The organism is Pseudomonas poae RE*1-1-14, from assembly GCF_000336465.1.
GTDB lineage: Bacteria > Pseudomonadota > Gammaproteobacteria > Pseudomonadales > Pseudomonadaceae > Aquipseudomonas > Aquipseudomonas poae.
The window spans coordinates 2,669,019-2,692,697 of record NC_020209.1 but is presented as its reverse complement, the minus strand read 5'-3'; the positions used below and the strand labels follow the sequence as shown (position 1 = coordinate 2,692,697).

Here is a 23,679-nt window from a genome sequence, read left to right as displayed (position 1 = left end):
GGCTGTCGATGGCCGTGGCTGGCGGGCTGTGGGGCGCCGCGGTGGCGGGCGAATTGCCGCCGCCGCCGAGCAGCATGGAGGCGGTCGCCGATGCTCAATTGTTTCTGCAGTTGGTGGTCAACCAGATGGACACTGGCCGCGTGATCGCGGTGGACCAACGTGCCGGGCAGCTTTTCGTGCCCGCCAGCGCATTGCAGGAGGTGGGCATGACCTTGCCCGGTGACTTCGGCACCCGCGTGCCCCTGGACACGGTGCCCGGCCTGCACAGCGATTACGACAGCACCGGCCAGCGCCTGCTGCTGGACGTGCCGCCGTCCTGGCTGCAGGAGCAGTTCATCGGAAACCGCAACACCTACCCGCGCACCCAGGCCATGAGCAGCTTCGGCGCATTGCTCAACTACGATGTGTATTTCAACGACACCGATGAAGGCGGCAGCTATCTGGCGGCCTGGAACGAGGTGCGGCTGTTCGACAACTGGGGCACCTTGTCCACCACCGGGCAGTTTCGCCAGACCCTGGCTGGCGGCATCAGCGCCAGTACGCTCAATAACGGTTACCGGCGTTACGACACCACCTGGCGCTTTTCCGATGATGAACGTTTGCTCACTTACGAGGCGGGCGATGTGATCAGCGGCTCGCTGCCCTGGAGCAGCTCGGTGCGCCTGGGTGGGGTGCAACTGTCGCGGGACTTTGCGGTGCGCCCCGACCTGGTCACCTATCCCTTGCCGCAGTTTGCCGGGGAGGCGGCGGTGCCATCGTCGGTGGACCTGTTCATCAACGGCTACAAATCCGAAAGCGCACTGCTGCAACCCGGGCCCTACACCCTCACCAACATTCCGTTCATCAATGGCGCCGGTGAAGCTGTTGTGGTCACCACCGATGCGTTGGGCCGGCAGGTATCAACCACGGTGCCGTTCTACGTCACCAGCACGCTGCTGCAACAAGGCCTCACAGATTTTTCGGTCGCCGCCGGCACCTTGCGTCGTGATTATGCCCTGCGTGATTTCGGCTACGGGTCGGGCGTGGCCAGCGGCACCTTTCGCTATGGCTACTCCGACAATGTGACGCTGGAAAGCCATGCCGAAGCGTCCAGCAACCTTAGCCTTGGCGGGCTTGGCGGTAATCTGCGCCTGGGCAACTTCGGCGTGCTCAACACCGCCATCAGTCAAAGCCGGTTCGACGGTCGCAGCGGTCAGCAACTGAGCCTGGGTTACCAGTACAACAGCACGCGCTACAGCCTGTCGTACCAGCGGGTCGAGCGCCGCGACGATTATGCCGACCTGACCCTGGTCGACACGCCATACGCGAGCCTCAGCAAGCGCAGCGAGCAGGTCACCCTGAGCCTCAATCTGCAACGCTTCGGCAGCCTGGGTGTGGGCTATTTCGATGTGCAGGCGGCGGACGATTCGCGTACGCGCCTGCTTAACCTGAGCTGGAGCAAACCGCTGTGGCGCAACACCAGTTTTTACCTGTCAGCCAACCGCGAGATCGGTGACCGCAACTGGGCCATGCAGGCGCAGTTGGTGATTCCATTCGACCTCAATGGCAGCCTGGCGGTGAGTACCGAGCGCAGCAAGGACGGCGCCAGTCGCCAGCGCCTCAATTACAGCAGTGCAGTGCCCAGCGAAGGCGGAGTGGGCTACAACCTTGGTTATGCCCAGGGCGATGGCCCGACCTATCGCCAGGCCGACCTGACCTGGCGCTTGCAGTCGGTGCAGTTGCAGGCCGGCGTCTATGGCAGCAGCGACGCCGAGACGCGTTGGGCGGACGCCAGCGGCTCACTCGTCTGGATGGGCGGCAACGTGTTTGCCGCCAACCGTATCAACGACGCGTTTGTGGTAGTGAGTACCCAGGGGTTCGCCGGGATTCCGGTGCGTTACGAAAACCAGCTGGTCGGCCAGACCGATCGTCATGGGCACCTGCTGGTGCCGTGGAGCAGTGCCTACTACCGCGCCAAATATGAAATCGATCCGCTGAACCTGCCGCCGAACATCCAGAGCGAGAATGTCGAGCAGCGGGTGTCGGTGCGCCGGGGCAGTGGCTATCTGCTGGAGTTTCCATTGCGTCGGGTACTCGCCGCGAGCATTACCCTGGTGGACCGTCAGCATCAGGAATTGCCGCTGGGCAGCCTGGTGGTGCACGAACAGAGCAACACCCAGGCGGTGGTGGGCTGGGATGGCCTGGTCTACCTGGAAAACCTCAGCGCACACAACACGCTGCAGGTCACCCTGGGCGAAGGCCAGAGTTGCCAGGCCGCATTCGACATCGATGAGCAGCAACAAGACGTGCCGCTGATCGGGCCGTTGGTGTGTCAATGAACGCGCCATTTTCTTTGTTGAAAGAGCTGTTGTGGCAAGCCCGCTCGCCACAGGGACAGGAATGGGGAGTATGCGAGTGAGGGGCAAGGGATGGCTGTTGGGTCTGGGGCTGCTGTGCTCGGGCCAGGCCATGGCGGCGTGTTCGGTGGCGGCCAGTGTGCCGGCCAGTTTCGGCTCGATCAGTTCGATGACGGTACGCACGGCTGCGCAGGCCAGCTCCACCACCAGCGCCGGGTTGAGTTGCACCTCGGCGCTGATTTCGCTGTTGGTACCATCGGACCATTTCTACGCCACCATCACCTCGGCCAGCAGCGGCATGGTCGGGCCGACCGGTGATGTGATCGGCTACACGATCTATGGCACCAACACCGCGAGCTTTCCGATTGCGCGCAACACCCAGTTCGATTTTGGCGGCACGGGTGGCATTGCCCAGCTTATCGGGCTGATCGCAGGGCCAGGCACGAAAACCGTGCCGCTGTACCTGGGCAGCATCACCGGCAGCAACGTCGCCGCCGGCTTGTACAGCGAGACACTGAACATCGCCTGGAACTGGAATTATTGCTCGGGGGTGGGCCTTGGCGGTATCTGCCTGGGCCGCGACATCGGTAACGGCAGCGCCACCCTGACCGTCAGCATGACGGTGACCAACGACTGCCAGATCACCGCGCCGCCTATCCTCTTTGGCAGCGCGCCGGTGGTCAGCGGATTCACCGCCGTGACCGGGCAGACCATCAACATTGCTTGCACCAAGGGCAGCGCCTATACCGTCGGGCTCAGCGACGGGCAGAACGCGGTGAGCGTCGGCGGGCGGCGGCGGATGGTTTCCGGTACCAATTACCTGGCCTACGATATTTTCAAAAGTGCTGGCACCACGCGCTGGGGCAGTGTCGGCGCGGCGCGGCGGGCCAGTTCGACGGCCGAGGTCAACCCCGGCAATGGGCTGGGCATTGGCAGTCAGGTATACAACTACAACGCCAGGATTTACACCGATCAAACCACGCCGCCGGCCGGCGTCTATGTGGACAACGTGGTGCTCGACGTTGGCTTCTAGAACTTCAGCAGCGGCGTGCCGGGCTGGCCCACCGGGCTGACCATCGCATAATTGTAGCCACCCCCGGACCAGTACTCGGCCTGCAGGCCATCGGCGCTGCGACTGCCACGGGGCAGGAAACCGTTTCCCGGGCCGGGCGGACGAATGTAAAAGCTGATGCGTTGGCCTTGCCGGTCTTCGTACAGCACCATGGCGGCCGCGCCTTGCTCGGTGGTGAGCAGGCGCCCGCTGACCGGCCTGAAACCCGCTTGGCTCAGGTCGGGCAGGCGATGGGCCTGGTTGAAGTAGCGGTCGAGCCAGGCTTGCATCGTGCCGCTGTCCTGGGTTTTGTAGTCGGCGGGCATGATGCCGTCCTGCGCAAACAGGCGGTAGGCCTGCATCGCATCGGTCATTGGCAGCGTCGGCGGATGAGTGGCTTCGCGGGCGTGCCAGCCGCCCAGCCCGCCGATGCCCACGGCGATCAGCAGCGCGGCGGCTGTGGCCAGGTGCCGACGCGACCGGTGCCGGATGCGCTGGCGAATCAGCGCCGGGTCCAGTTGCGGGTTGGCAGGTGTCTGCAGGACGCCGCTCAACGAAGCGCGCAGCAACTGCGCATCCTGTTGCCAGGCGTGCACCTGGGCCGCCACCTCGGGGTGGCCGGCCAGCCAGGTTTCCATCGCGCGGCGATCACTTTCCAGCAGTTGATGGTCGACGTAGGCATGTAAATCGCGTTCGCTGGGGGGCAGGCTGATCATTTGAGTATCCGCAGGGAAGGGCTGGCAATTTCGCCATCGCTGAGTTGGCGCAGGGCGTGACGCGCGCGCGACAGGCGTGACATCACGGTGCCAAGGGGCACCTCGAGTATGTCGGCGACTTCCTTGTAGCTCAGGCCTTCGACCGACACCCACAACAGCAGGGCGCGCTGCTCGGTGCCAAGTTTGTCAAAGGCTTGCAGGGTGGATTGGGCCATCACCGTGCGCTCCACCGACGGCTGCGCATCGTCGCGTCCGGTGAAGAATTCGAGCATGCGCGCGTAGCGTCGGCTGCGGCGGTGGGCATCGAGAAACTGGCGATAGAGAATCGAAAACAGCCAGGCGCGCAGGTCTCCCTCGACGCGTTTGTCGGCCCAACTGATGATCGCCCGCTCCAGCGTCGACTGCACCAGGTCGTCGGCGCTGCTGGCGTTACGGGTCAGGGACACGGCAAAGCGCCGTAGCCTGGGGATGAGTTCACGTAACGGTTCGTCGAGGGCATGCATGGGCGTCGGGTTGTCCACTACGCTTGGACTTGAGAGACGTCCGGCGTTGAAGGTTATTCCTCCGCACTGAAAAAATAAATCCGGCGCCGGGGAATAGGGCGGATCGGCATTCGTCTCAATGCTCCGACCTTATGTTTCATCCCTAAGGCCATTGGCCCTGGAGTTCCTTCATGGTAGATCACTCATCACCGCCGCGTCCTCCGTTGAGCACGGCGAGCCTGATCGCACGGCTCGCCGGTATCGGCGCTGTGGTTGCGGTTGTAGCCGGGGCGTTCGCCTACGTCAACGGCACACTCGACCCACAACGCCTGCGCCCCAAGACCTTGGTCAATGCACTGGAAACCAATAACGGCGTGCATCCAGGCTTTCGGCGTAACCATGCCAAGGGCGTATGTGTAGCCGGTTATTTCGAGAGCAGCGCCGAGGCGCGCGCGTACTCCAGTGCGCAGGTGTTCAGCGAGGCCAGGACACCGGTAATCGGCCGGTTCGCCTTGCCCAGCGGCAACCCTTACGCGCCGGACAGCAGTGTGCCGATCCGCAGTTTTGCCGTGCAGTTCAGCCAGGCCAACGGCCAGCAATGGCGCACGGGCATGAACAGCATGCCGGTGTTCCCGGTGGGCACGCCGGAGGCGTTCTACCAGATGCTCAAGGCCGGCGCGCCCGACCCGGCCACCGGCAAGCCGAACCCGGCGAGCATGCCGGCGTTTTTTGCCGCGCACCCGGAAACGGCGGCCTTTCTGGCGTGGGTCAAGACAGCGAAGCCTTCGGCCAGCTACGCCACGCAATCCTATAACGGCATCAACGCGTTCTACCTGATAAATGCCGAGGGCAAGCGTCAGGCCGTACGCTGGGGCGTGGTGCCGCAGAGCCAGGATGGCGCAGGTGATGTTGCGCCGTCGGACAGCGACTTTCTGCAAACGGACCTGGTGCAGCGCCTGACGGCCGGGCCGCTGCGTTGGCAACTGAACATGACCCTGGCCAACCCCGGCGACCCCGTGGACGATGCCAGCAAGGCCTGGAGCGGTGAACACAAGGTGTTGAACGCTGGCACGCTGGTGCTGCAAAGCAGCCAGCCGCAGGCGGATGGCGATTGCCGTGATATCAACTTTGATCCGGTGATCTTGCCGAGCGGTATCGAAGCCTCCAGTGACCCATTGCTGGCCGCGCGTTCGGCGGCTTATGCCAGTTCGTATTTGCGCCGTGCCGGTGAAGTCAGCCCGCTGCATAGTGCCCCGCAGGAGTCGAAACCATGAGTGCTCAACCGCGTTTTTTTGCTCCGCTGGCGCGCCTGCTGCATTGGGTGATGGCGTTGATGATCATTGCCATGCTGTTCATTGGTGCGGGGCTTGCGGCATCGGTATCGGAGCGGCATGAGTGGTTGCTGCATCTGCACAAGCCCCTGGGTATCGCGATTCTGGCGTTGGTGATTGTGCGGTTGGCGGTGCGCTTTTCTACGCGTCAGCCGCCATTGCCGGCTGATTTGCCGTTATGGCAGGTGTTGGCGGCCAAGGCGTCTCATCTGGTGCTGTACGGGCTGATGCTGGTGTTGCCCTTGCTTGGCTGGGCGATGATTTCAGCGGCCGGGGACCCGGTAATGCTCAGCAGTTCGGTGCAGTTGCCGGCCTTGGTGGCGGCGAATGCGCCGTTGTTTGCGCTGTTGCGCAGGGCCCATGGGTTTTTGGCGTATGTGCTGTTTTTTACCGTGTTGGCGCACCTGGCGGCGGCGCTGTTTCACGGGTGGATTCGGCGCGATGGGGTGTTGCAGAGTATGACTGGGCGGGATGCTGGAGCAGATTGAGCGCTAACTGCGGGAGGCTCCTAGCGCTGTCGCGCAGCAAACTGGAGCCTCTGTGGCGAGCGGGCTTTTCCTAATACCGTCCAGTTAAGGAAAATGTGTGGGCTTATTGTGGCGAGCGGGCTTGCCCCGCGTTGGGGTGCGAAGCGCCCCCAATCCAGCAACACGCGGTGTACCTATACGGCTCAGCGCCTGGTTTTGGGGCTGCTGCGCAGCCCAACGCAGGACAAGCCTGCTCGCCACAGGAGTGTGGATGCCTGAAATTTCAGGTGCACAATGTAAATGGATCAGCGCAGGCTCGTGACGATATCCGCCACGGTACTCAACACATCCTGACCCAGTTGCCTGGAGCGATCCCCTGACCAGCCGGTTTTGGGGTTGGGCGCATCGTCGTTGTCCTTGAAAGGCATTTCCAGGGTCAGCGACAGGCAATCGTACTTCTGGCCAACCGCGTTGCAGGCCAGTGTCATGTTGGCCTCGCCGGGCAGGTCGCGGGTGTAGCCGTGGGTGGTCTGGAAGTCGCGGGTCAAGGCGCTGAGGTGGCTGCGAAAGTGCTTCTCCAGCGCTTCGATGCGCGGCGTGTAGCCGGGGTTGCCTTCGCAGCCGGCGGTGAACACGTAGGGGATTTCCTCATCGCCGTGGATATCGAGGAACAGGTCCACGCCGTACTTTTCCATCTGCTGCTGCACGAACAGCACTTCGGGGCTCATCTCCTGGCTGGCGCTTTGCCAGGCGCGGTTGAGGTCCTGGCCCATGGCGTTGGTGCGCAGGTGGCCATGGAACGCGCCGTCAGGATTCATGTTGGGCACCAGGTACAGGTCGGCGACGGCCAGCAGCTTTTTCAGCTCGGCATCACCATCGCGTTGCAGGCGTTCGATTACCCCTTCCATGAACCATTGCGCCATGTGCTCGCCCGGGTGCTGCTGCGCAATGATCCACACCTTGAGCCGACCTTCGCCGCCTTTGCCGCGGCGCAACAACTGAATATCACGGCCTTCGACACTTTTACCGGTGGCCAGCAGTTGGGTGCCGGCGTGTTTCAGGGCCTGCTCGATCAACCAATCGTGACGCTCGCGGCTGTAGGGTTCGAAGTAGGCGAACCAGGCATGTTTCTCGCGGGTTTGAAGGCTGATGTGCAGCGTCTCGCCATCGAAGCGCGTGGGCACGCGGAACCAGTTGACGTGGTCATACGACGCCACGGCGTTGTAGCCGCTCCAGGCATTTTTATACGAGGAGTAGCTCGCATTGCTCAGGCGGAAGGTGTGGGTGTGGCCCACGTGCATACCTTCTGCCTTGAAGTGGAACCACTGGAAGTGATGGCTGCGGGTATCGGGTTTAATTGCCAGCAACAACTGATAGGCATCGCTGGCATCCAGGACCTGGATGTTGCCGCTGTCGAAGTCGGTGCTGATCTTGATGGAGGTCAAGGCCACGGTCATAGTCTGGTTGCCTGAATATGAGTTGTGGCGGCTATATTACACAGAGGTCGGGCAAAATCTTGATGCAAAATTGTTGCAGGGGAGGGAGGTGTCTTCGTTGACCCGACGATGGCTAGAAAACGGTGAGAGTGATTCTCGGGTGCTGTTTCTCAAAGATCCCGTCCAGAGCGGTTGGGCGGCTTTCATTGGGCAATGGTCTTTTGCTACCATGCGCGCCATCAAGCAATACACAGTCTTCATTAGCCTGAAGCCATGCCAGGGAAACTGGCAAAAAAAAGACCCGGCCAAAGAGCCGGGTCAAAAACCGTGATTAGCCTGATGAGGAGATATTCCAAGAGTCCGACCTAAGGTCTCTTGGCCTATCGACTGATCTCGCGATCAGCTAGGCCCAATAATAATCATTATCATTTGCAAGTCAAATGTTTTTATCCCAGGGATAGAAATATTTTTGCTTCGCATTCTTCACGCGTTTGCCTGAGCCTCTGGCTGCAGCAACGATCGCTCCACCATCGCTTTCGCCATGTCGATCAGATACACCACTGAAAACGCCAGGTCACGTTGATTGCCCTGATGGCTGCTCGCCGATTCGTAGGCCGTGGCGGCTGCACTGCGCAGCAGGTCGGAAGCGTGCACCAGAGCTTCTTCGTGGCTGATGCCGGGTTTGATATGAAAGAAGGTGTCGTCTGCCCTGGAGGTGGACATATCCGCTTTCAAGTAATAGTCCAATGCACGTTGGGCGGCGCCGCTGGTGTGCAGGTCGAGTGCTGCGTCGTCGGTGACAGGTGTTTCGGTCGGCGGATACGGGCTGGTTGTCATCATGGGCGTTACTCTGATGGGGGGCGAAATCCTTGAAATTGATGATAGTACGTATCGTATTTATGTCGTTTCGTGGATTACTACAAACTGTTTATTGCCCTGAAAAATACGCAACGTATTGTCACGCACCATGGATAAATGGATAGCGTTGGTCAGAGCCAACATGAAAGACCGCAAGGTCACTCAGGATGAACTGGCCGAACGCCTGGGCATGTCCCAGGGCGGCGTGGGCCATTGGCTCAACAAACGACGGGTGCCCAGCCTTGCAGACATGAACCGGGTGCTGGCGGAACTGGGGCTGGGTTATCTGGAAGTGGCGCTGGAAATTCGTGAGCGCGGTGATCAAGAGCAGCCACGGGAACACCACTACAACCCGTATTTCCGCTACCCGGTCAGCGACTGGAACGGGCTCTGTGAAGTGCGCGAAGAACCTGCGCCCTACGGCCCCGAGCGCTTTGAACTGACGGACTACCACGCGGACGGCGAAGCCTTCTGGCTCCCCGTAACCGGCGATGCCATGACCGCTCCCACAGGCCTCAGTATCAGCGCAGGCATGTTGATCCTGGTCGACCCTTCCATCCGCGCTGTGCCCGGTAAGCTGGTCGTTGCGCAATGGGACGACAGCCCTCGGGCCACCTTTCGCCAATTGCAGGAAGAAAGCGGCCAGCTGTACCTGGTGCCGCTCAATCCCACTTACCCCAAGCTGCTGTTCACCGATGATTGCCGGATTCTCGGTGTTGTCGTGCAGGCCACAGCAAAGTTCTAATCGGCCATTTCCAGTTCCACCAGTGCGCTGCCTTCAGCGACCATCTCGCCTTCCTGGCAAAACAGCGCCTTGACCACGCCGGCTTGGGGCGCGCGAATGCTGTGCTCCATTTTCATCGCTTCCAATACCACCAGTTGCGTACCAGCTTCGACGTGCTGCCCAACCTCCACCAGCACCCGCACGATGCTGCCGTTCATGGGCGCGGTGAGACCGCCCTGATGCGCTTGGCTCGCCTCGACCGCCGCAATTGGGTCGAACAGACTGACCGCCTGCATCTCGCCATCCCACCGCAGGTACACGGTGCTTCCATTACGCACCGCCAGCTGCGCGCGGCGTATGCCCTGGTCGTCGATCAGCAACTGTTCACCGTGCAGCGCATGTGCAGCGCCAGCCGCCACTGTCACCACGCGGTCCTGCCCATTGCAGCTCAAGTGCAGCGAAACCTGCGGCGGCAGCCCTGTGCGAAAGCCCCGGGTATCCGCCCAGGGCCCTTCACCGCGCGGCAGACTCTGCATGAACGCCGAACCTGCCGCCTGCCAGAACCCATCGCTCAACGCACTCTGCGCCGGCAGCAACTGCGCCTGGTAACGCGGAATAAACCCGGTATCGAGTTCGGCCGCCGCAAACGCCGGATGGCCGATGATGCGCCGCAGAAAACCCAGGTTGGTCTTGAGCCCACCCACGGCGAACTCGTCGAGCATGGCCAGCAGACGCAGGCGCGCCTGCTCGCGGTCCTCGCCCCAGGCAATCAGTTTGCCCAGCATCGGATCGTAGAACGGCGAGACACTGTCACCTTGCTCCACGCCGCTGTCCACACGGCGGCCCGGGCCCGGGTCGCACTCGCGGTACAGCGCCAGGTGCCCGGTGGCAGGCAGAAAATCGTTGCTCGGATCTTCGGCATACAGCCGCACCTCGATCGCGTGCCCATTCAACGGCACCTGCGCCTGGGTGATCGGCAGCGCTTCGCCCTGGGCGACGCGTATCTGCCAGGCCACCAGATCGAGCCCGGTAATCGCTTCGGTCACCGGGTGCTCCACCTGCAGCCGGGTGTTCATCTCCATGAAGAAAAATTCGCCACGGGCATCCAGCAAAAATTCCACCGTACCCGCGCCCACATAGCCGATCGCCTGCGCCGCGCGCACCGCCGCTTCACCCATGGCTTTGCGTTGCTCAACGCTCAGCCCGGGCGCCGGGGCTTCTTCCACCACTTTTTGATGACGCCGCTGGATCGAACAATCGCGCTCGTTGAGGTACAGGCAGTGGCCGTGACTATCGGCAAACACCTGGATTTCCACATGGCGCGGCTTGAGCAGGTATTTTTCCACCAGCATCTGCCCGTTGCCGAACGAGGACAATGCCTCACGCTGGGCCGAAGCCAGAGCCTCGGCCAACTGGCTGACGTCCTCGACCACCTTCATGCCCTTGCCGCCGCCGCCGGCAGTCGCTTTTAGCAGCACCGGATAGCCGATGCGCGCGCAGGCGTCGCGAAAGGTGTCCAAGTCCTGGGCTTCGCCGTGATAACCCGGCACCAGTGGCACCCCGGCGGTTTCCATCAGCGACTTGGCCGCCGACTTGCTGCCCATGGCGTCGATGGCCGAGGCGGGCGGGCCGAGAAAGATCAGGCCGGCTGCCTCGATGGCGCGGGCAAACGCTGCGTTTTCCGAGAGAAAGCCGTAGCCAGGATGAATCACCTGGGCACCGCTGGCCTTGGCGGCCGCGATGATCGTGTCGATCTGCAGGTAACTGTCCGCAGCTTTGCTGCCACCCAGGTCGACGCGTATGTCCGCCTCGCGACTGTGCCGCGCATCGCGGTCAATGTCGCTGTGCACAGCCACGGTGGTCAGCCCCATCGCTTTGGCGGTGCGCATGACCCGGCAGGCGATTTCGCCACGGTTGGCGACCAGCAGTGTGGTGAGTGGCCTCATGGGCGTGGCTCCCCGGATTGCCAGGCGGGTGCACGCTTTTGCAGGAATGCACGCAAGCCTTCCTGGCCTTCGGGGCTGACGCGAATTCGCGCGATGGCGTTTTCGCAATAGCGCCGCAGGGCCGGCGTGAGTGCGCCGTTGCCCACTTCGCGCAGCAGGTCCTTGCTGGCGCGCATGGCCGCCGGGCTGTTCTGCAGCAGGTTCGCCACCCAGGCTTCGACTTGCTGCTCCAGCGTATCGGCCGGGTAGCTTTCCGCCAGCAGGCCGATTTCCCGCGCACGCTGGCCGCCAAATCGCTCGGCCGTCAGGGCATAGCGGCGGGCCGCGCGCTCGCCGATGGCCTGCACCACGAACGGGCTGATTACCGCTGGCGCCAGGCCGATGCGCACTTCCGACAGGCAGAACTGCGCTTCATCGGCACCAATCGCCATGTCGCAGCAACTGATCAAACCCAGCGCCCCGCCGTAGGCGGCGCCTTGCACCACGGCCAGGGTGGGGATTTTCAGTTTGGACAGGTTGTACATCAGCTCCGCCAATTCGCGCGCATCGTCCAGGTTGGTGTGGTAGTCCAGTTCGGCCGACTGCTGCATCCAGGCCAGGTCTGCCCCGGCGCTGAAGTGCCTGCCACGTCCACGCAGCAGCAGAAAACGCAGGGACGGGTCGCTTTGCACATGGTCCAGGGCGATGATCAATTCGCGGATCATCTGGGCATTGAACGCATTGTTCTTGGCTTCACGACTGAGCCACAACGTGGCAAAGCCACGGTTGTCGGTGATCAGTTCGAGGGTGTTGAAATCGTTCATGGGGGAATAGCTCCATTTACATGCGGAACACGCCGAAGCGGCTCGGCTCGATGGGGGCGTTCAGGGCGGCGGACAGCGCCAGGGCGAGTACCTCGCGGGTCTGCAGCGGGTCGATGACGCCGTCGTCCCACAGGCGGGCGCTGGAGTAATAGGGGTGGCCCTGGGTTTCATACTGGTCGAGGATCGGCTGTTTGATCGCGGCTTCGTCCCCGGCGCTGAACGCACTGCCGGCCCGTTCGGCCTGTTCGCGCTTGACCTGCACCAACACGCCGGCCGCCTGCTCGGCACCCATCACGCCGATGCGCGCGTTGGGCCACATCCATAAAAATCGCGGGTCATAAGCGCGTCCACACATGCCGTAGTTGCCGGCCCCAAAGCTGCCGCCGATGATCACGGTAAATTTCGGCACCCTGGCGCACGCCACCGCCGTCACCAGTTTGGCGCCGTGCTTGGCGATGCCGCCGGCTTCGTATTTTTGGCCGACCATGAAGCCGGTGATGTTCTGCAGGAACAGCAGTGGAATCCCACGCTGGCAGGCCAGCTCGATGAAGTGCGCGCCTTTTTGCGCGGCCTCGGCGAACAGGATGCCGTTGTTGGCGATGATCGCAATCGGGTAGCCGTGCAAGTGCGCAAAGCCGCAGACCAGCGTGGTGCCGAACAGCGCCTTGAATTCATCGAACACCGACGCATCCACCAGCCGCGCGATCACTTCGCGCACATCGAATGGCTGCTTGGCCTCGGCCGGAATCACCCCGTAGAGTTCTTCTGCGCTGTACAGCGGCGCTATCGGCGAGCGCTGGCGCAACTCACCCAGCTTGCGCCAGTTGAGGTTGGCCACGCTGCGGCGGGCCAGGGCCAGGGCGTGTTCGTCGCTGTCGGCATAGTGGTCGGCCACTCCGGAGATCTTGCAGTGCACATCGGCGCCGCCCAGTTCTTCGGCGCTGACCACTTCGCCGGTCGCCGCTTTGACCAATGGCGGGCCGGCCAGAAAGATCGTGGCCTGCTGGCGCACCATGATCGCCTCGTCGGCCATGGCGGGTACATAGGCGCCGCCGGCGGTGCACGAGCCCATCACCACGGCGATCTGCGGGATGCCCTGGGCGCTCATGTTGGCCTGATTGAAGAAGATCCTCCCGAAGTGTTCGCGGTCCGGGAACACTTCATCCTGGCGCGGCAGGTTGGCGCCGCCGGAGTCCACCAGGTAGATGCACGGCAGGCGGTTCTGCTCGGCAATGGTCTGCGCGCGCAGATGTTTTTTTACCGTAAGCGGGTAATAGGAGCCGCCTTTGACCGTGGCATCGTTGGCGACAATCATGCATTCCACGCCCTCGACGCGGCCAATCCCGGCGATCACGCCGGCTGCCGGCACGTCTTCGCCATACACTTGATGGGCGGCCAGTTGGCTGAGTTCGAGGAACGGCGAGCCCGGATCGAGCAGGCGATTGATGCGTTCGCGCGGCAGCAGTTTGCCGCGCGAGGTATGCCGCTCCTGGGCCTTGAGGCCGCCGCCTTGTTGCACCTGGGCGAGGAGGGCATGCAGGGCGTCGACCTGCTGGCGCATCGCTGCGCTGTTGGCGGCAAACTCCGCCGAGCGTGGGTTGAGCTGGGTGTGCAAGGTGGCCATGGCGCGCTCCTTCAGCGGGTTTCGTTGAACAGTTCGCGACCGATCAACATGCGCCGAATCTCACTGGTGCCCGCGCCGATTTCATACAACTTGGCATCACGCAGCAGGCGCCCGGCGGGGAATTCGTTGATATAGCCATTGCCGCCCAGAATCTGGATGGCATCGAGGGCCATCTGGGTGGCGCGCTCGGCGCTGTAGAGGATCACGCCGGCGGCGTCCTTGCGCGTGGTCTCGCCGCGCTCGCACGCCTGGGCCACCGCATAGAGGTAGGCGCGGCTGGCATTGAGCTGGGTGTACATGTCGGCGACCTTGCCCTGGATCAGCTGGAATTCGCCGATGCTTTGGCCGAACTGCTTGCGGTCGTGGATGTAGGGCACGATCAGGTCCATGCAGGCCTGCATGATCCCGGTGGGCCCGCCGGCGAGCACCACGCGTTCGTAGTCCAGCCCACTCATCAGCACTTTTACGCCGCCGTTGAGGACGCCGAGAATATTCTCTTGGGGCACTTCAACGTCGTCGAAAAACAGCTCGCAGGTGTTGGAGCCGCGCATGCCCAGCTTGTCGAACTTGTGGCTGCGGCTGAAGCCGTTCCAGTCACGCTCGACGATGAAGGCGGTGATGCCGTGGGCGCCCTTTTCCAGGTCGGTCTTGGCGTAGATCACGTAGGTGTTGGCGTCGGGGCCGTTAGTGATCCAGGTCTTGCTGCCATTGAGCACGTAGTGGTCGCCGCGTTTGTCGGCGCGCAGTTTCATCGAAACCACGTCGGAGCCGGCATTCGGCTCGCTCATGGCGAGGGCGCCGATGTGCTCGCCGCTGATCAGTTTGGGCAGGTACTTGAGCTTCTGTTCATGATTGCCATTGCGGTTGATCTGGTTGACGCACAGGTTGGAGTGCGCACCGTAGGACAGCGCCACCGAGGCCGAGCCGCGGCTGATCTCTTCCATGCTCACCACGTGGGCCAGGTAGCCCAGGCCGGCGCCGCCGTATTCTTCCGCCACGGTGATGCCGAGCAGGCCCATGTCACCAAACTTGCGCCACAGGTCGACGGGGAACAGGTTGTCGATGTCGATCTGCGCGGCGCGCGGCGCGATTTCCTTGGCTACGAAGGACTGCACCTGGTCGCGCAGCATGTCGATGGTTTCGCCGAGGGCGAAGTTCAGGGACGGGTAACTCATGGACAGGCACCTTACTGTGAGCTTTGTTGTTGTGTGGGACGAGTGCCGGGGAGGGCGCTGACCTTTACGTTAACGTAAGCTTGCGTTACGGCGCTGTCAATCGTAGTTTACGTTTACGTCAACCTACAAAAAACACAACAGGGGATGGTGATGGATCAACCGAACCAGAGCTACAGCCGCGGCGCTCAGGACAAGGCATTGCTGGCGATGACCATCGGCCAGGCGTTCGATCAGACTGCCGCGCGCTATCCCGAGGGCGAGGCGCTGGTGGTACGCCACCAGCAGCGCCGCTTCACCTGGAGGCAACTGGCTGAAACGGTCGACCTGCATGCCCGCGCTTTCCTGGCCATGGGCATGCAGCCGGGTGATCGTCTGGGTATCTGGGCACCCAACTGCGCCGAGTGGTGCATCACGCAGGTCGCCAGTGCCAAGCTCGGGGTGATACTGGTCAATATCAACCCGGCCTATCGCAGCAGCGAGCTGGACTACGTGCTCAAGCAATCCGGCTGCCAATGGCTGGTGTGCGCCGGCGCGTTCAAGACGTCCGATTACCACGCCATGCTGCAGGCATTCGATCCCGATCTGCGTGCCATCATCAGCCTCGACGCCAACCCGCCTGTGGGGTTCGTGCCCTGGGCGCAACTGGCGAGCATGGGGGCAGACGTTCCTCACGAGCAATTGCAGCAGCGCCAGGGGAGCCTTCACTTCGATCAACCCGTGAACATCCAGTACACCTCCGGCACCACCGGCTTTCCCAAGGGCGCCACCCTCAGCCATCACAATATTCTCAACAACGGCTACATGGTCGGCGAAAGCCTGGGCCTCACTGCGCAGGATCGCCTGGTGATCCCGGTGCCGCTGTACCACTGCTTCGGCATGGTGATGGGTAACCTGGGCTGCATCACCCATGGCACCACCATGATCTACCCTAATGACGGCTTCGATGCGTTGCTCACCCTGACCGCTGTCGCCGAGGAGCGCGCCACCGGACTGTATGGCGTGCCGACCATGTTCATTGCCATGCTCGATCATCCGCAGCGCGGCGAGCTGGACCTCGCCAGCCTGCGCACCGGGATCATGGCCGGCGCCACCTGCCCCATCGAAGTGATGCGCCGGGTCATCAGCGAGCTGCACATGGGCGAAGTGCAGATTGCCTACGGCATGACCGAAACCAGCCCGGTGTCGTTGCAGACGGGCCCGGATGACGACCTTGAACGACGCGTCACCACGGTGGGGCGCACCCAGCCGCACCTGGAAAACGCAATCATCGACGCCGCCGGTAACACCGTGGCACGGGGCGAGATCGGCGAACTGTGCACCCGTGGCTACAGCGTGATGCTCGGCTACTGGAACAACCCCGAGAGCACCCGCGAGACGATCGACGAGGCAGGCTGGCTGCACACCGGCGACCTTGCGACCATGGACAGGCACGGTTACGTGTGCATTGCCGGGCGCAACAAGGACATGATCATCCGTGGCGGCGAGAACGTTTATCCGCGCGAGCTGGAAGAGTTTTTCTTCACTCATCCGGCGGTGGCCGACGTGCAGGTTATCGGCATTCCCGACGAGCGCTATGGCGAAGAAATCGTCGCCTGGATCAAATGCCATCCTGGCCATGCTGTCGACGCGCTTGAGCTGCACACCTGGTGCAAGGGTCGCATCGCCCATTTCAAGACGCCCAGGCACTTCAAGTTCGTCGATGAGTTTCCGATGACGGTGACGGGCAAGGTGCAGAAATTCCGCATGCGCGAGATCTCGCTTCAAGCGCTGCGAACGCAGTCCTGACAGCCACTTGAACCTCTTGTGGGAGCAGGCTTGTTGTGGCGAGCCCGCTCGCCACAGGTTTTCCTGTTTGTTGTGCGACAGCGCAACGTGGAGCCAACCTCTGTGGGCAGAAACGACAAAAGGGACCCGAAGGTCCCTTTTAATGTGTCGTTGCGTGCTCTTTTTTATTATTGAGGGGCGGCCTGTTGTTGTTTTTGGCAGCCGTGGCCCTTTACTGCTGTTTTGGGTGACCCCCATCCGGGGTCAAGAGCAAACGTATTTTTTTGAGCGCTGATGTGCTTCCAAAAAAATCTGTTAGCTGCGTCTCTGCCGTGTTGTTTTTGTTATGTCAGAGTCGTTACGTCTTATTTTTATTAGGCTTGGTGCTTTTTATTCTTGTTATGCGATAGAGATAGCAGGAGCCATGCCAACTTTTAAAAATGCTTAAAAATCAATGGCTTGTTTTTTATACTGCGATTGCCTCTGCGCAGAGGCACCGAATTATGTTCCCGCGTTACCCGCTGTGTCGGTGCCCGGTAACACATTGTCACAGCCTTGCTACTCAACTGGCGCCACGCACCTTCGCCACCCGCGACCCACTGGCGCGCCCCAGCACCTGGCTGATCTGCCGGCCCGCATCAATCAAGCGTGAAAGATCAATCCCGGTGTGGATGCCCAGCCCGTCCAGCAGGTACACCACGTCCTCGGTGGCGACGTTACCGCTGGCGCCCTTGGCATACGGGCAACCGCCAAGGCCTGCGATAGAGCTGTCGAACACCTGGATACCCTCCAGCAGGCTGGCATAGATATTCGCGATTGCCTGACCATAGGTATCGTGGAAATGCCCGGCAAGCTTTTCCCGTGGCACCTGGGCGCCGACCACTTCGAACAATCGCCGCGTGGCGCCCGGCGTGCCGGTGCCGATGGTGTCGCCCAGGGACACTTCATAGCAGCCCATGGCGTACAGTTCGCGGGCCACCGCAGCCACCTGTTCCGGCGCCACATTGCCTTCGTAAGGGCATCCGAGCACACAGGACACATAGCCGCGCACACTGATGCCGTGCTGCCGCGCTGCGCTCATGATCGGTGCGAAGCGCTCCAGGCTTTCGCTGATCGAGCAGTTGATGTTGCGTTGCGAGAACGCCTCGGACGCGGCCGCAAACACTGCGACCTCCTTGACGCCGGCCGCCAGTGCATCTTCAAAGCCGCGCAGGTTCGGCGCCAGCGCGCCGTAGGTCACGCCGGGCTCGCGCCGGATCTGCGCAAACACCTCGGCGGAGCCTGCCATCTGCGGCACCCATTTGGGCGACACAAAGCTGCCCACTTCTATATAGCCGAGCCCGGCGTCGCTCAGGGCGTCTACCAGGCGGACCTTGTCCGTCACGCTGATGGGCTGGGCTTCGTTCTGCAAACCGTCGCGCGGGCCGACTTCAACCAGACGCACGTGGGAGGGGAGGGACATGAGGTTTACCTTCTGTTCAATGGCCAGACTGGCTCATGGTGTGGGCCAGGGCTTGAGTGCAGCGCTCTTCGGCGGTGTCCAGCTCCAGCTTCATCTGTTCGATGTCCAGCAGTTGCTGTTCCAGCTGTTCACGCCGTTCGGCGATTTTGCTCAGCATGCTGTTGAGCTGGATGTGGTTGCCGCCGCTGGGGTCATAGAGTTCGATCAGCTCACGGCACTCGGCCAGGGAGAAACCAATGCGCTTGCCGCGCAGAATCAGCTTGAGACTGACCTTGTCCCGCGCCGAGTAGATACGCTCCTGGCCCCGACGCTCCGGGGCCAGCAGGCCTTGCTCTTCATAAAAGCGAATGGCGCGGGTGGTGATGTCGAGCTCGCGGGCGAGGTCGGAAATACTGTAGGTGGTGCTCATGGCGGCGCTCAGCGGATGACTTGGCGCTAAGCTAATGGCTGGTTGACGTAAACGTCAAGGCCGCCTGCGCAGCCCAATCCCTTCCCCTCCTATCAAGCCTGCTTGCCATCGAGTTTCTTCTCATGGGCCGTCACCTGCTGGCACAACTCGATCATCTGCTCGCGCATCCAGCGGTTGGCCGGGTCCTGGTCAGTGCTTTCATGCCAGTACAAATGGGTTTCCACGGGCGGCACGTCGTTTACCGGCAGGTTGACCCAATGCAGTTCGTGACGGCGGGCGAAGCGCTCGGGCACGGTCATCACCATGTCGGTCTGCTGCAACACCTGCGAGGCCATCAGGTAATGCTGGGAACGCAGCGCGATCTTGCGCTGGATGCCCATCTTGCCCAGCGCCAGGTCGACATGGCCCAGGCCGTTGCGGCGGCTGGAGATATGAATGTGAGTCAGCGACAGGTAGTCATCCAGGCTGAGTTTGTCCTTGCCCGCCAGCGGATGGCCCTTGCGCATGGCGCACACGTAGCGGTCTTCCATCAGCTTGACGTGACGCACCTGTGGATCGGTGTTGAGCGGTGCGTCCACGGCAAAGTCCAGGCGCCCGGCGGCCAGTTCCTTGGTGGTCTCGCGGCGCTTGGACAGGAAACTCTCGATCACCACGGTCGGCGCCAGCCGGCGCAGGCGCTGGAACAGCAGCGGCAGAATCACCGCCTCGGTGAGGTCGGTCATGCTGATGCGGTAAGTCTTGGCCGCCTGCTGTGGATTGAAAATCCGGCTTTCCTGCACGGATACGCGCAGCAGCGACAGCGCATTGCGCACTGGGCCGATGATGTTCTGCGCCATGGGCGTAGGCACCATGCCTTGGGCGGTGCGCACGAACAGTGGGTCGTTGAAGGTCTCGCGCAGGCGGGCCAGCGCGTTGGACACCGCCGGCTGCGTAATGCCGACGATCTGCCCGGCGCGGGTCAGGTTGGCTTCGGTGTAGATCGCATCAAAGACGATGAAGAGGTTCAGGTCGACCTTGCTCAGATTCATTGCGTTGCGCTCTTATTGTTAGATGCCGATAGGCTGATCATATATCGGTGATGAATGTTAATACACGCCGAGAATAGGCTAGGTAAATTATCAGCGCTGTTCTAGCATCGAATTCATGACCTAAACAACCTCTCAGAGAAGGGAGCTGCCCATGGATTTCGCCTATTCGCCCAAGGTTCAGGAACTGCGTGAACGCGTCACTGCATTCATGGACGCTTACGTCTACCCGGCCGAGCCGGTGTTCGAACGCCAGGTCAGCGAAGGCGACCGCTGGCAGCCCACCGCGATCATGGAAGCACTCAAGGCCCGTGCCAAAGCCGAAGGTCTGTGGAACCTGTTCCTCCCCGAGTCCGAGCTCGGCGCCGGCCTTACCAATCTGGAATACGCGCCCCTGGCCGAAATCATGGGCCGCTCGCTACTCGGGCCGGAGCCGTTCAATTGCTCGGCCCCCGACACCGGCAACATGGAAGTGCTGGTGCGCTATGCCAACGAAGAACAGAAACAGCGCTGGCTCGAACCGCTGCTGCGCGGCGAGATCCGCTCGGCGTTCGCCATGACCGAGCCGGACGTGGCCTCGTCCGACGCCACCAATATGGCTGCCCGTGCCGAGCGCCAGGGCGATGAATGGGTGATCAACGGCAAGAAATGGTGGACCTCCGGCGCCTGCGATCCGCGGTGCAAGATCCTCATTTTCATGGGCCTGAGCAATCCGGACGCGCCGCGTCATCAGCAGCATTCGATGATCCTGGTGCCAGTGGACACGCCCGGTGTGAAAATCCTCCGCCCGCTGCCGGTGTTCGGCTACGACGACGCGCCCCACGGTCACGCCGAGGTGCTGTTCGACAATGTGCGCGTGCCCTACGAAAACGTCCTGCTCGGCGAAGGCCGTGGCTTCGAGATCGCCCAGGGTCGCCTCGGCCCGGGGCGCATTCACCACTGCATGCGCTCGGTGGGCATGGCTGAACGTGCACTGGAGCTGATGTGCAAACGCTCGGTCAGCCGCACCGCATTCGGCAAACCGTTGGCTCGGCTGGGCGGCAACATCGACAAGATCGCCGACTCACGCATGGAGATCGACATGGCGCGCCTGCTGACCCTGAAAGCGGCGTACATGATGGACACCGTGGGCAATAAAGTGGCGAAAAGCGAGATCGCGCAGATCAAGGTGGTCGCGCCGAATGTGGCCCTCAAGGTGATCGACCGCGCGATCCAGATGCACGGCGGTGCCGGTGTTTCCAACGATTTCCCGCTGGCCTACATGTACGCCATGCAACGCACCCTGCGTCTGGCCGACGGCCCGGACGAAGTGCACCGCGCGGCGATCGGCAAGTTCGAGATCGGCAAGTATGTGCCCAAGGAGATGATGCGCGGCGGGCAGTAGTACCGCGTCGCCTGCAATCGGGAGCAAGCCCCCTCGCACATTTTGACTGTATTCACAGGTCAGAATGTGGGAGGGGGCTTGCTCCCGATGAGGCCAGTACCGACACCACAAACCCCCAAGCCTCAGTACACCCAGACCTCCACCCGCCGATTCTTGATCCGCCCCTCATCCGCCGTATTCGCCGCCACCGGCATCTGCGCGCCAAACCCGCGAATATCGCGCAGCACCACGCCGTTTTTCACCAGTTCCCTGCGCACGGCCATCGCCCGCAACTTCGACAGCAACGCTGCGCGCTGCGGATCATTCTTGGCATCGCCGAACCCCACCAGGGTCACCTGCTTGTCGAGCTTGCCGTGGTCTTTCAGATACGCCACCACCCGCAGCACATCCTGACGCGCCTTGGTGTCCAGGCTGGCGCTGCCTTCCTCGAAACGAAAATTCACGCTCAGGCGCTGGGCATCGCGGGCAATGGCTTGATAGTCCGCAGGCATCGACGCGCGCGGCTGCACGGCCATGGCCTGCACCTGCTGGGCAATAAAACCGTTGGCCGCGACGATTGCCTGGCCCTGGCGGCTCTGGGCAAAATCCACCAGTGCCCTGGCCCAGGGGTTGTGGCTCTTCGGCGGCAGGTAAAAGAACAGGCGCCGAGACAGCGGGTAATCCTCGGTGGCAATCAGGCTGTTGAGCGGCAACATCGGTTGTGAGTCGCCATCGGCAATCGCCACCGCCTTGGCCTGGCGTATGTAGGGCAGGCCGATAAAACCGATGCCCTGAGGGTCGCGGCTGACTGCATCGGACAATGCTTCGCTGGACTCGAAACGCCGCGCGCTGGAGGCCAGCGGTTTACCGCGCCGGTTCAGCACCAGTTCCTTGAACGTGTCATAGGTGCCGGACTGGTCATCCCGGGCATACAAATGGACAGCCCCGCCGATGCCGCCCAGGTCTTCCCAGGTGCTGATCTCGCCGTTGAAGAGCTGCGCCAGTTGCTCGGTGTCGAGGGTGTTCAGCGGGTTGAGCGGGTTAACGATGATGGCCAGGCCGTCGATGGCGATCACCTGCTCGGCTTCGGGGCTTTTCAGGTCGCCTGATGGTTCAAGGTCCACCAGCTCACTGTCCTTGATCGGGCGGGACGCCGCCGCCAGGTCTGCGCTGGCTTTTTTCAGCGCGGCAAAACCGGTGCTGGAGCCATGGGCCGCCACCTCGATGGTCACGCTCTTGCCCTGGCGCGTCTTGGCGACCACGCGCTGCTCGTTCGGCCCGTCGCCCGGCTCTATGTGTACGCGTTGCATGCCCTCATGCTCCAGCAAGCCCTTCACCAGGGCCGGGCCCAGCGCTGCGCCGATGGTGTTGGAGCCCTGAATGCGCAGGGCGGGGCCGTGCTCGGGTACGGGCAGTTGAGCCGACACGGCAACCAGAGGGAAGAGGGTCAAAAGAAACAGAACGCGCAGCATCATGCCGACACCTTCAAAGAGAGTGCGACGAGATTAAGTCAGGCAGTTTGCAGAAATATGACCGCGAGGCCCGGTCAAGCTGCGCAAGGAATAAGCGCAGATACCCTGTGGCGAGCAGGCTTGTCCTGCGTTGGGCTGCGCAGCAGCCCCAAAACCAGGCGCTGAGCCGTATCAGGTACACCGCGTTTTGCTGGATTGGGGGCGTTTCGCACCCCAACGCGGAGCAAGCCCCCTCGCCACAGAGGTTCAAGTTTGCTGCGTGGCAGCGCCAAGTCGAAGACAGTCAGGGGTTCAGCTCAATTGGAGCCAGATCGGCGCATGGTCCGACGGCTTTTCCAGTCCACGCAGGTCATAGTCCACCCCGGCATCCTTGACGCGCGGCAGCAACCCAGTGGACGCCATGATCACGTCAATGCGCAGCCCGCGCTTGGGCTCGTCCTCGAACCCGCGGCTGCGGTAATCGAACCAACTGAAGCGGTCGGTCACGTCCGGGTACAGGTGCCGGAAACTGTCCACCAGGCCCCAGTTCTTAAGGCGCGCCATCCATTCGCGTTCTTCCGGCAGGAAGCTGCACTTGCCGGTTTTCAGCCAGCGCTTGGCGTTGTCGGCGCCGATGCCGATGTCGCAATCCTGGGGAGAAATATTCACATCGCCCATCACCACCAGCGGCTGCTCGTTGTTGAACTGACTTTCCAGCAACTGTTGCAAGTCTTCATAGAAGCGCTGCTTGGCGGGGAACTTGGTGGGGTGGTCGCGGCTTTCGCCCTGGGGGAAATAGCCATTCATGACCGTGACCGGTTGGCCATTTTCATCGGCGAACGTGCCCCGGATAAAACGGCGCTGGGCGTCTTCTTCATCGCTGTCAAAGCCCTTGTGCACGCTCAAGGCTTCCTTGCGTGACAGCAGGGCCACGCCGTAATGCCCTTTCTGGCCGTGGTAATACACGTGGTAGCCCAGCGCTTGCACCTCGGCCAGGGGGAACTGGTCATCGTGAACCTTGGTTTCCTGCAGGCCGATGACGTCGGGTTGATGCTTTTCGATCAGCGCCGCCAACTGATGAGGGCGGGCCCGCAGCCCGTTGATGTTGAAGGAGACGATTTTCATGGTCGACAGTCCGGTCTGGCAAAAAGGGCGATGCTAGCCGACAAGGCCGGCCGGGGCCAGCGCGGCGGCAGGGCATCTGCGTAGCCTGTGATGGGAACGACTGCTGCGCTACAGGTTCGTAACCCTATGAA

Annotated in this window: 21 protein-coding genes; 8 read left to right on the top strand and 13 right to left on the bottom strand. The window is 62.2% G+C overall.

The genetic code is table 11. The features are described from left to right. The first annotated feature begins 8 nt into the window (after positions 1-8). Positions 9-2,318, top strand: coding sequence for a fimbria/pilus outer membrane usher protein (locus tag H045_RS11525; protein ID WP_015372449.1), 2,310 nt, complete (start codon positions 9-11; stop codon positions 2,316-2,318). Positions 2,319-2,388: 70 nt separating this feature from the next. Next, positions 2,389-3,369, top strand: coding sequence for a Csu type fimbrial protein (locus H045_RS11520; protein WP_015372448.1), 981 nt, complete (start codon positions 2,389-2,391; stop codon positions 3,367-3,369). Here the strand turns inward: H045_RS11520 and H045_RS11515 are convergent. After that, on the bottom strand, positions 3,366-4,103 hold the full coding sequence (locus H045_RS11515) for an anti-sigma factor family protein (RefSeq protein ID WP_015372447.1): 738 nt from the start codon (positions 4,101-4,103) through the stop codon (positions 3,366-3,368). The genes H045_RS11520 and H045_RS11515 overlap by 4 nt on opposite strands. Then, positions 4,100-4,606, bottom strand: coding sequence for a sigma-70 family RNA polymerase sigma factor (locus tag H045_RS11510; RefSeq protein ID WP_015372446.1), 507 nt, complete (start codon positions 4,604-4,606; stop codon positions 4,100-4,102). Before H045_RS11510 ends, H045_RS11515 begins: the two co-directional genes overlap by 4 nt. Positions 4,607-4,776: 170 nt before the next feature. Between H045_RS11510 and H045_RS11505 the strand changes: the two genes are divergently transcribed. Both H045_RS11505 and H045_RS11500 read left to right on the top strand, forming a co-directional pair. Next, a complete protein-coding gene (locus tag H045_RS11505) occupies positions 4,777-5,859 on the top strand; it encodes a catalase family peroxidase (RefSeq protein ID WP_015372445.1) in 1,083 nt (360 codons plus the stop codon). Then, positions 5,856-6,404 (top strand): cytochrome b, encoded by a 549-nt coding sequence (locus tag H045_RS11500; RefSeq protein ID WP_015372444.1) that lies wholly within the window; start codon positions 5,856-5,858, stop codon positions 6,402-6,404. The genes H045_RS11505 and H045_RS11500 overlap by 4 nt, the downstream gene beginning before the upstream one ends. A gap of 284 nt (positions 6,405-6,688) precedes the next feature. Here the strand turns inward: H045_RS11500 and H045_RS11495 are convergent, their stop codons facing one another. Then, a complete protein-coding gene (locus H045_RS11495) occupies positions 6,689-7,840 on the bottom strand; it encodes a M14 family metallopeptidase (RefSeq protein ID WP_003238337.1) in 1,152 nt (383 codons plus the stop codon). Here H045_RS11495 and H045_RS11490 point away from each other — a divergent pair. Further along, a complete protein-coding gene (locus H045_RS11490) occupies positions 7,818-8,150 on the top strand; it encodes a hypothetical protein (protein WP_015372443.1) in 333 nt (110 codons plus the stop codon). The two genes, H045_RS11495 and H045_RS11490, sit on opposite strands and share 23 nt — an antisense overlap. Positions 8,151-8,302: 152 nt before the next feature. Here H045_RS11490 and H045_RS11485 read toward each other — a convergent pair whose 3' ends face one another. Next, positions 8,303-8,656 carry a DUF6124 family protein gene (locus H045_RS11485; protein WP_003238342.1) on the bottom strand — a complete coding sequence of 118 codons (354 nt, stop codon included), beginning with the start codon at positions 8,654-8,656 and terminating at the stop codon, positions 8,303-8,305. 130 nt (positions 8,657-8,786) lie between these two features. Here H045_RS11485 and H045_RS11480 point away from each other — a divergent pair, with 130 nt between their 5' ends. Continuing rightward, entirely contained in the window at positions 8,787-9,422 is a 636-nt protein-coding gene (locus H045_RS11480) for a LexA family protein (protein ID WP_041931499.1), read from the top strand. On the opposite strand, the gene H045_RS11475 is transcribed toward H045_RS11480, so the two are convergent. Genes H045_RS11475 through H045_RS11460 form a run of 4 tightly spaced genes read right to left on the bottom strand, consistent with a single transcriptional unit; the run spans position 9,419 to position 14,949 of the window. Beyond that, complete coding sequence (locus tag H045_RS11475) at positions 9,419-11,347, bottom strand: acetyl/propionyl/methylcrotonyl-CoA carboxylase subunit alpha (protein WP_015372440.1); 1,929 nt, start codon at positions 11,345-11,347, stop codon at positions 9,419-9,421. The genes H045_RS11480 and H045_RS11475 overlap by 4 nt on opposite strands. Beyond that, positions 11,344-12,150 carry a gamma-carboxygeranoyl-CoA hydratase gene (locus H045_RS11470; protein ID WP_003238348.1) on the bottom strand — a complete coding sequence of 269 codons (807 nt, stop codon included), beginning with the start codon at positions 12,148-12,150 and terminating at the stop codon, positions 11,344-11,346. The genes H045_RS11475 and H045_RS11470 overlap by 4 nt, the downstream gene beginning before the upstream one ends. Before the next feature lie 16 nt (positions 12,151-12,166). Continuing rightward, positions 12,167-13,774: a carboxyl transferase domain-containing protein gene (locus H045_RS11465; RefSeq protein ID WP_015372439.1), complete on the bottom strand. Its 1,608-nt coding sequence runs from the start codon at positions 13,772-13,774 to the stop codon at positions 12,167-12,169. Between the two features lie 11 nt (positions 13,775-13,785). Beyond that, the gene (locus tag H045_RS11460; protein WP_003238352.1) at positions 13,786-14,949 is read right to left on the bottom strand and encodes an isovaleryl-CoA dehydrogenase; all 1,164 of its coding nucleotides are present in this window, start codon (positions 14,947-14,949) and stop codon (positions 13,786-13,788) included. Between the two features lie 150 nt (positions 14,950-15,099). On the opposite strand from H045_RS11460, the gene H045_RS11455 reads away from it, so the two are divergent. Continuing rightward, on the top strand, positions 15,100-16,734 hold the full coding sequence (locus tag H045_RS11455) for an AMP-binding protein (protein WP_015372438.1): 1,635 nt from the start codon (positions 15,100-15,102) through the stop codon (positions 16,732-16,734). A gap of 541 nt (positions 16,735-17,275) precedes the next feature. On the opposite strand, the gene H045_RS11450 is transcribed toward H045_RS11455, so the two are convergent. The 3 genes from H045_RS11450 to H045_RS11440 form a co-directional block, all read right to left on the bottom strand. Next, positions 17,276-18,175 (bottom strand): hydroxymethylglutaryl-CoA lyase, encoded by a 900-nt coding sequence (locus H045_RS11450; RefSeq protein ID WP_015372437.1) that lies wholly within the window; start codon positions 18,173-18,175, stop codon positions 17,276-17,278. A 16-nt stretch (positions 18,176-18,191) separates the two neighbouring features. Beyond that, complete coding sequence (locus H045_RS11445) at positions 18,192-18,584, bottom strand: MerR family transcriptional regulator (RefSeq protein ID WP_003238358.1); 393 nt, start codon at positions 18,582-18,584, stop codon at positions 18,192-18,194. Positions 18,585-18,676: 92 nt separating this feature from the next. After that, entirely contained in the window at positions 18,677-19,612 is a 936-nt protein-coding gene (locus H045_RS11440) for a LysR family transcriptional regulator (RefSeq protein WP_003238359.1), read from the bottom strand. A 151-nt stretch (positions 19,613-19,763) separates the two neighbouring features. On the opposite strand from H045_RS11440, the gene H045_RS11435 reads away from it, so the two are divergent. After that, positions 19,764-20,993 (top strand): acyl-CoA dehydrogenase, encoded by a 1,230-nt coding sequence (locus H045_RS11435; protein WP_003238360.1) that lies wholly within the window; start codon positions 19,764-19,766, stop codon positions 20,991-20,993. 122 nt (positions 20,994-21,115) lie between these two features. On the opposite strand, the gene H045_RS11430 is transcribed toward H045_RS11435, so the two are convergent. Continuing rightward, positions 21,116-22,447 (bottom strand): substrate-binding domain-containing protein, encoded by a 1,332-nt coding sequence (locus H045_RS11430; RefSeq protein ID WP_041931498.1) that lies wholly within the window; start codon positions 22,445-22,447, stop codon positions 21,116-21,118. Between the two features lie 288 nt (positions 22,448-22,735). After that, positions 22,736-23,548 (bottom strand): exodeoxyribonuclease III, encoded by an 813-nt coding sequence (gene xthA, locus H045_RS11425; protein WP_003232004.1) that lies wholly within the window; start codon positions 23,546-23,548, stop codon positions 22,736-22,738. Positions 23,549-23,679: the final 131 nt, after the last annotated feature.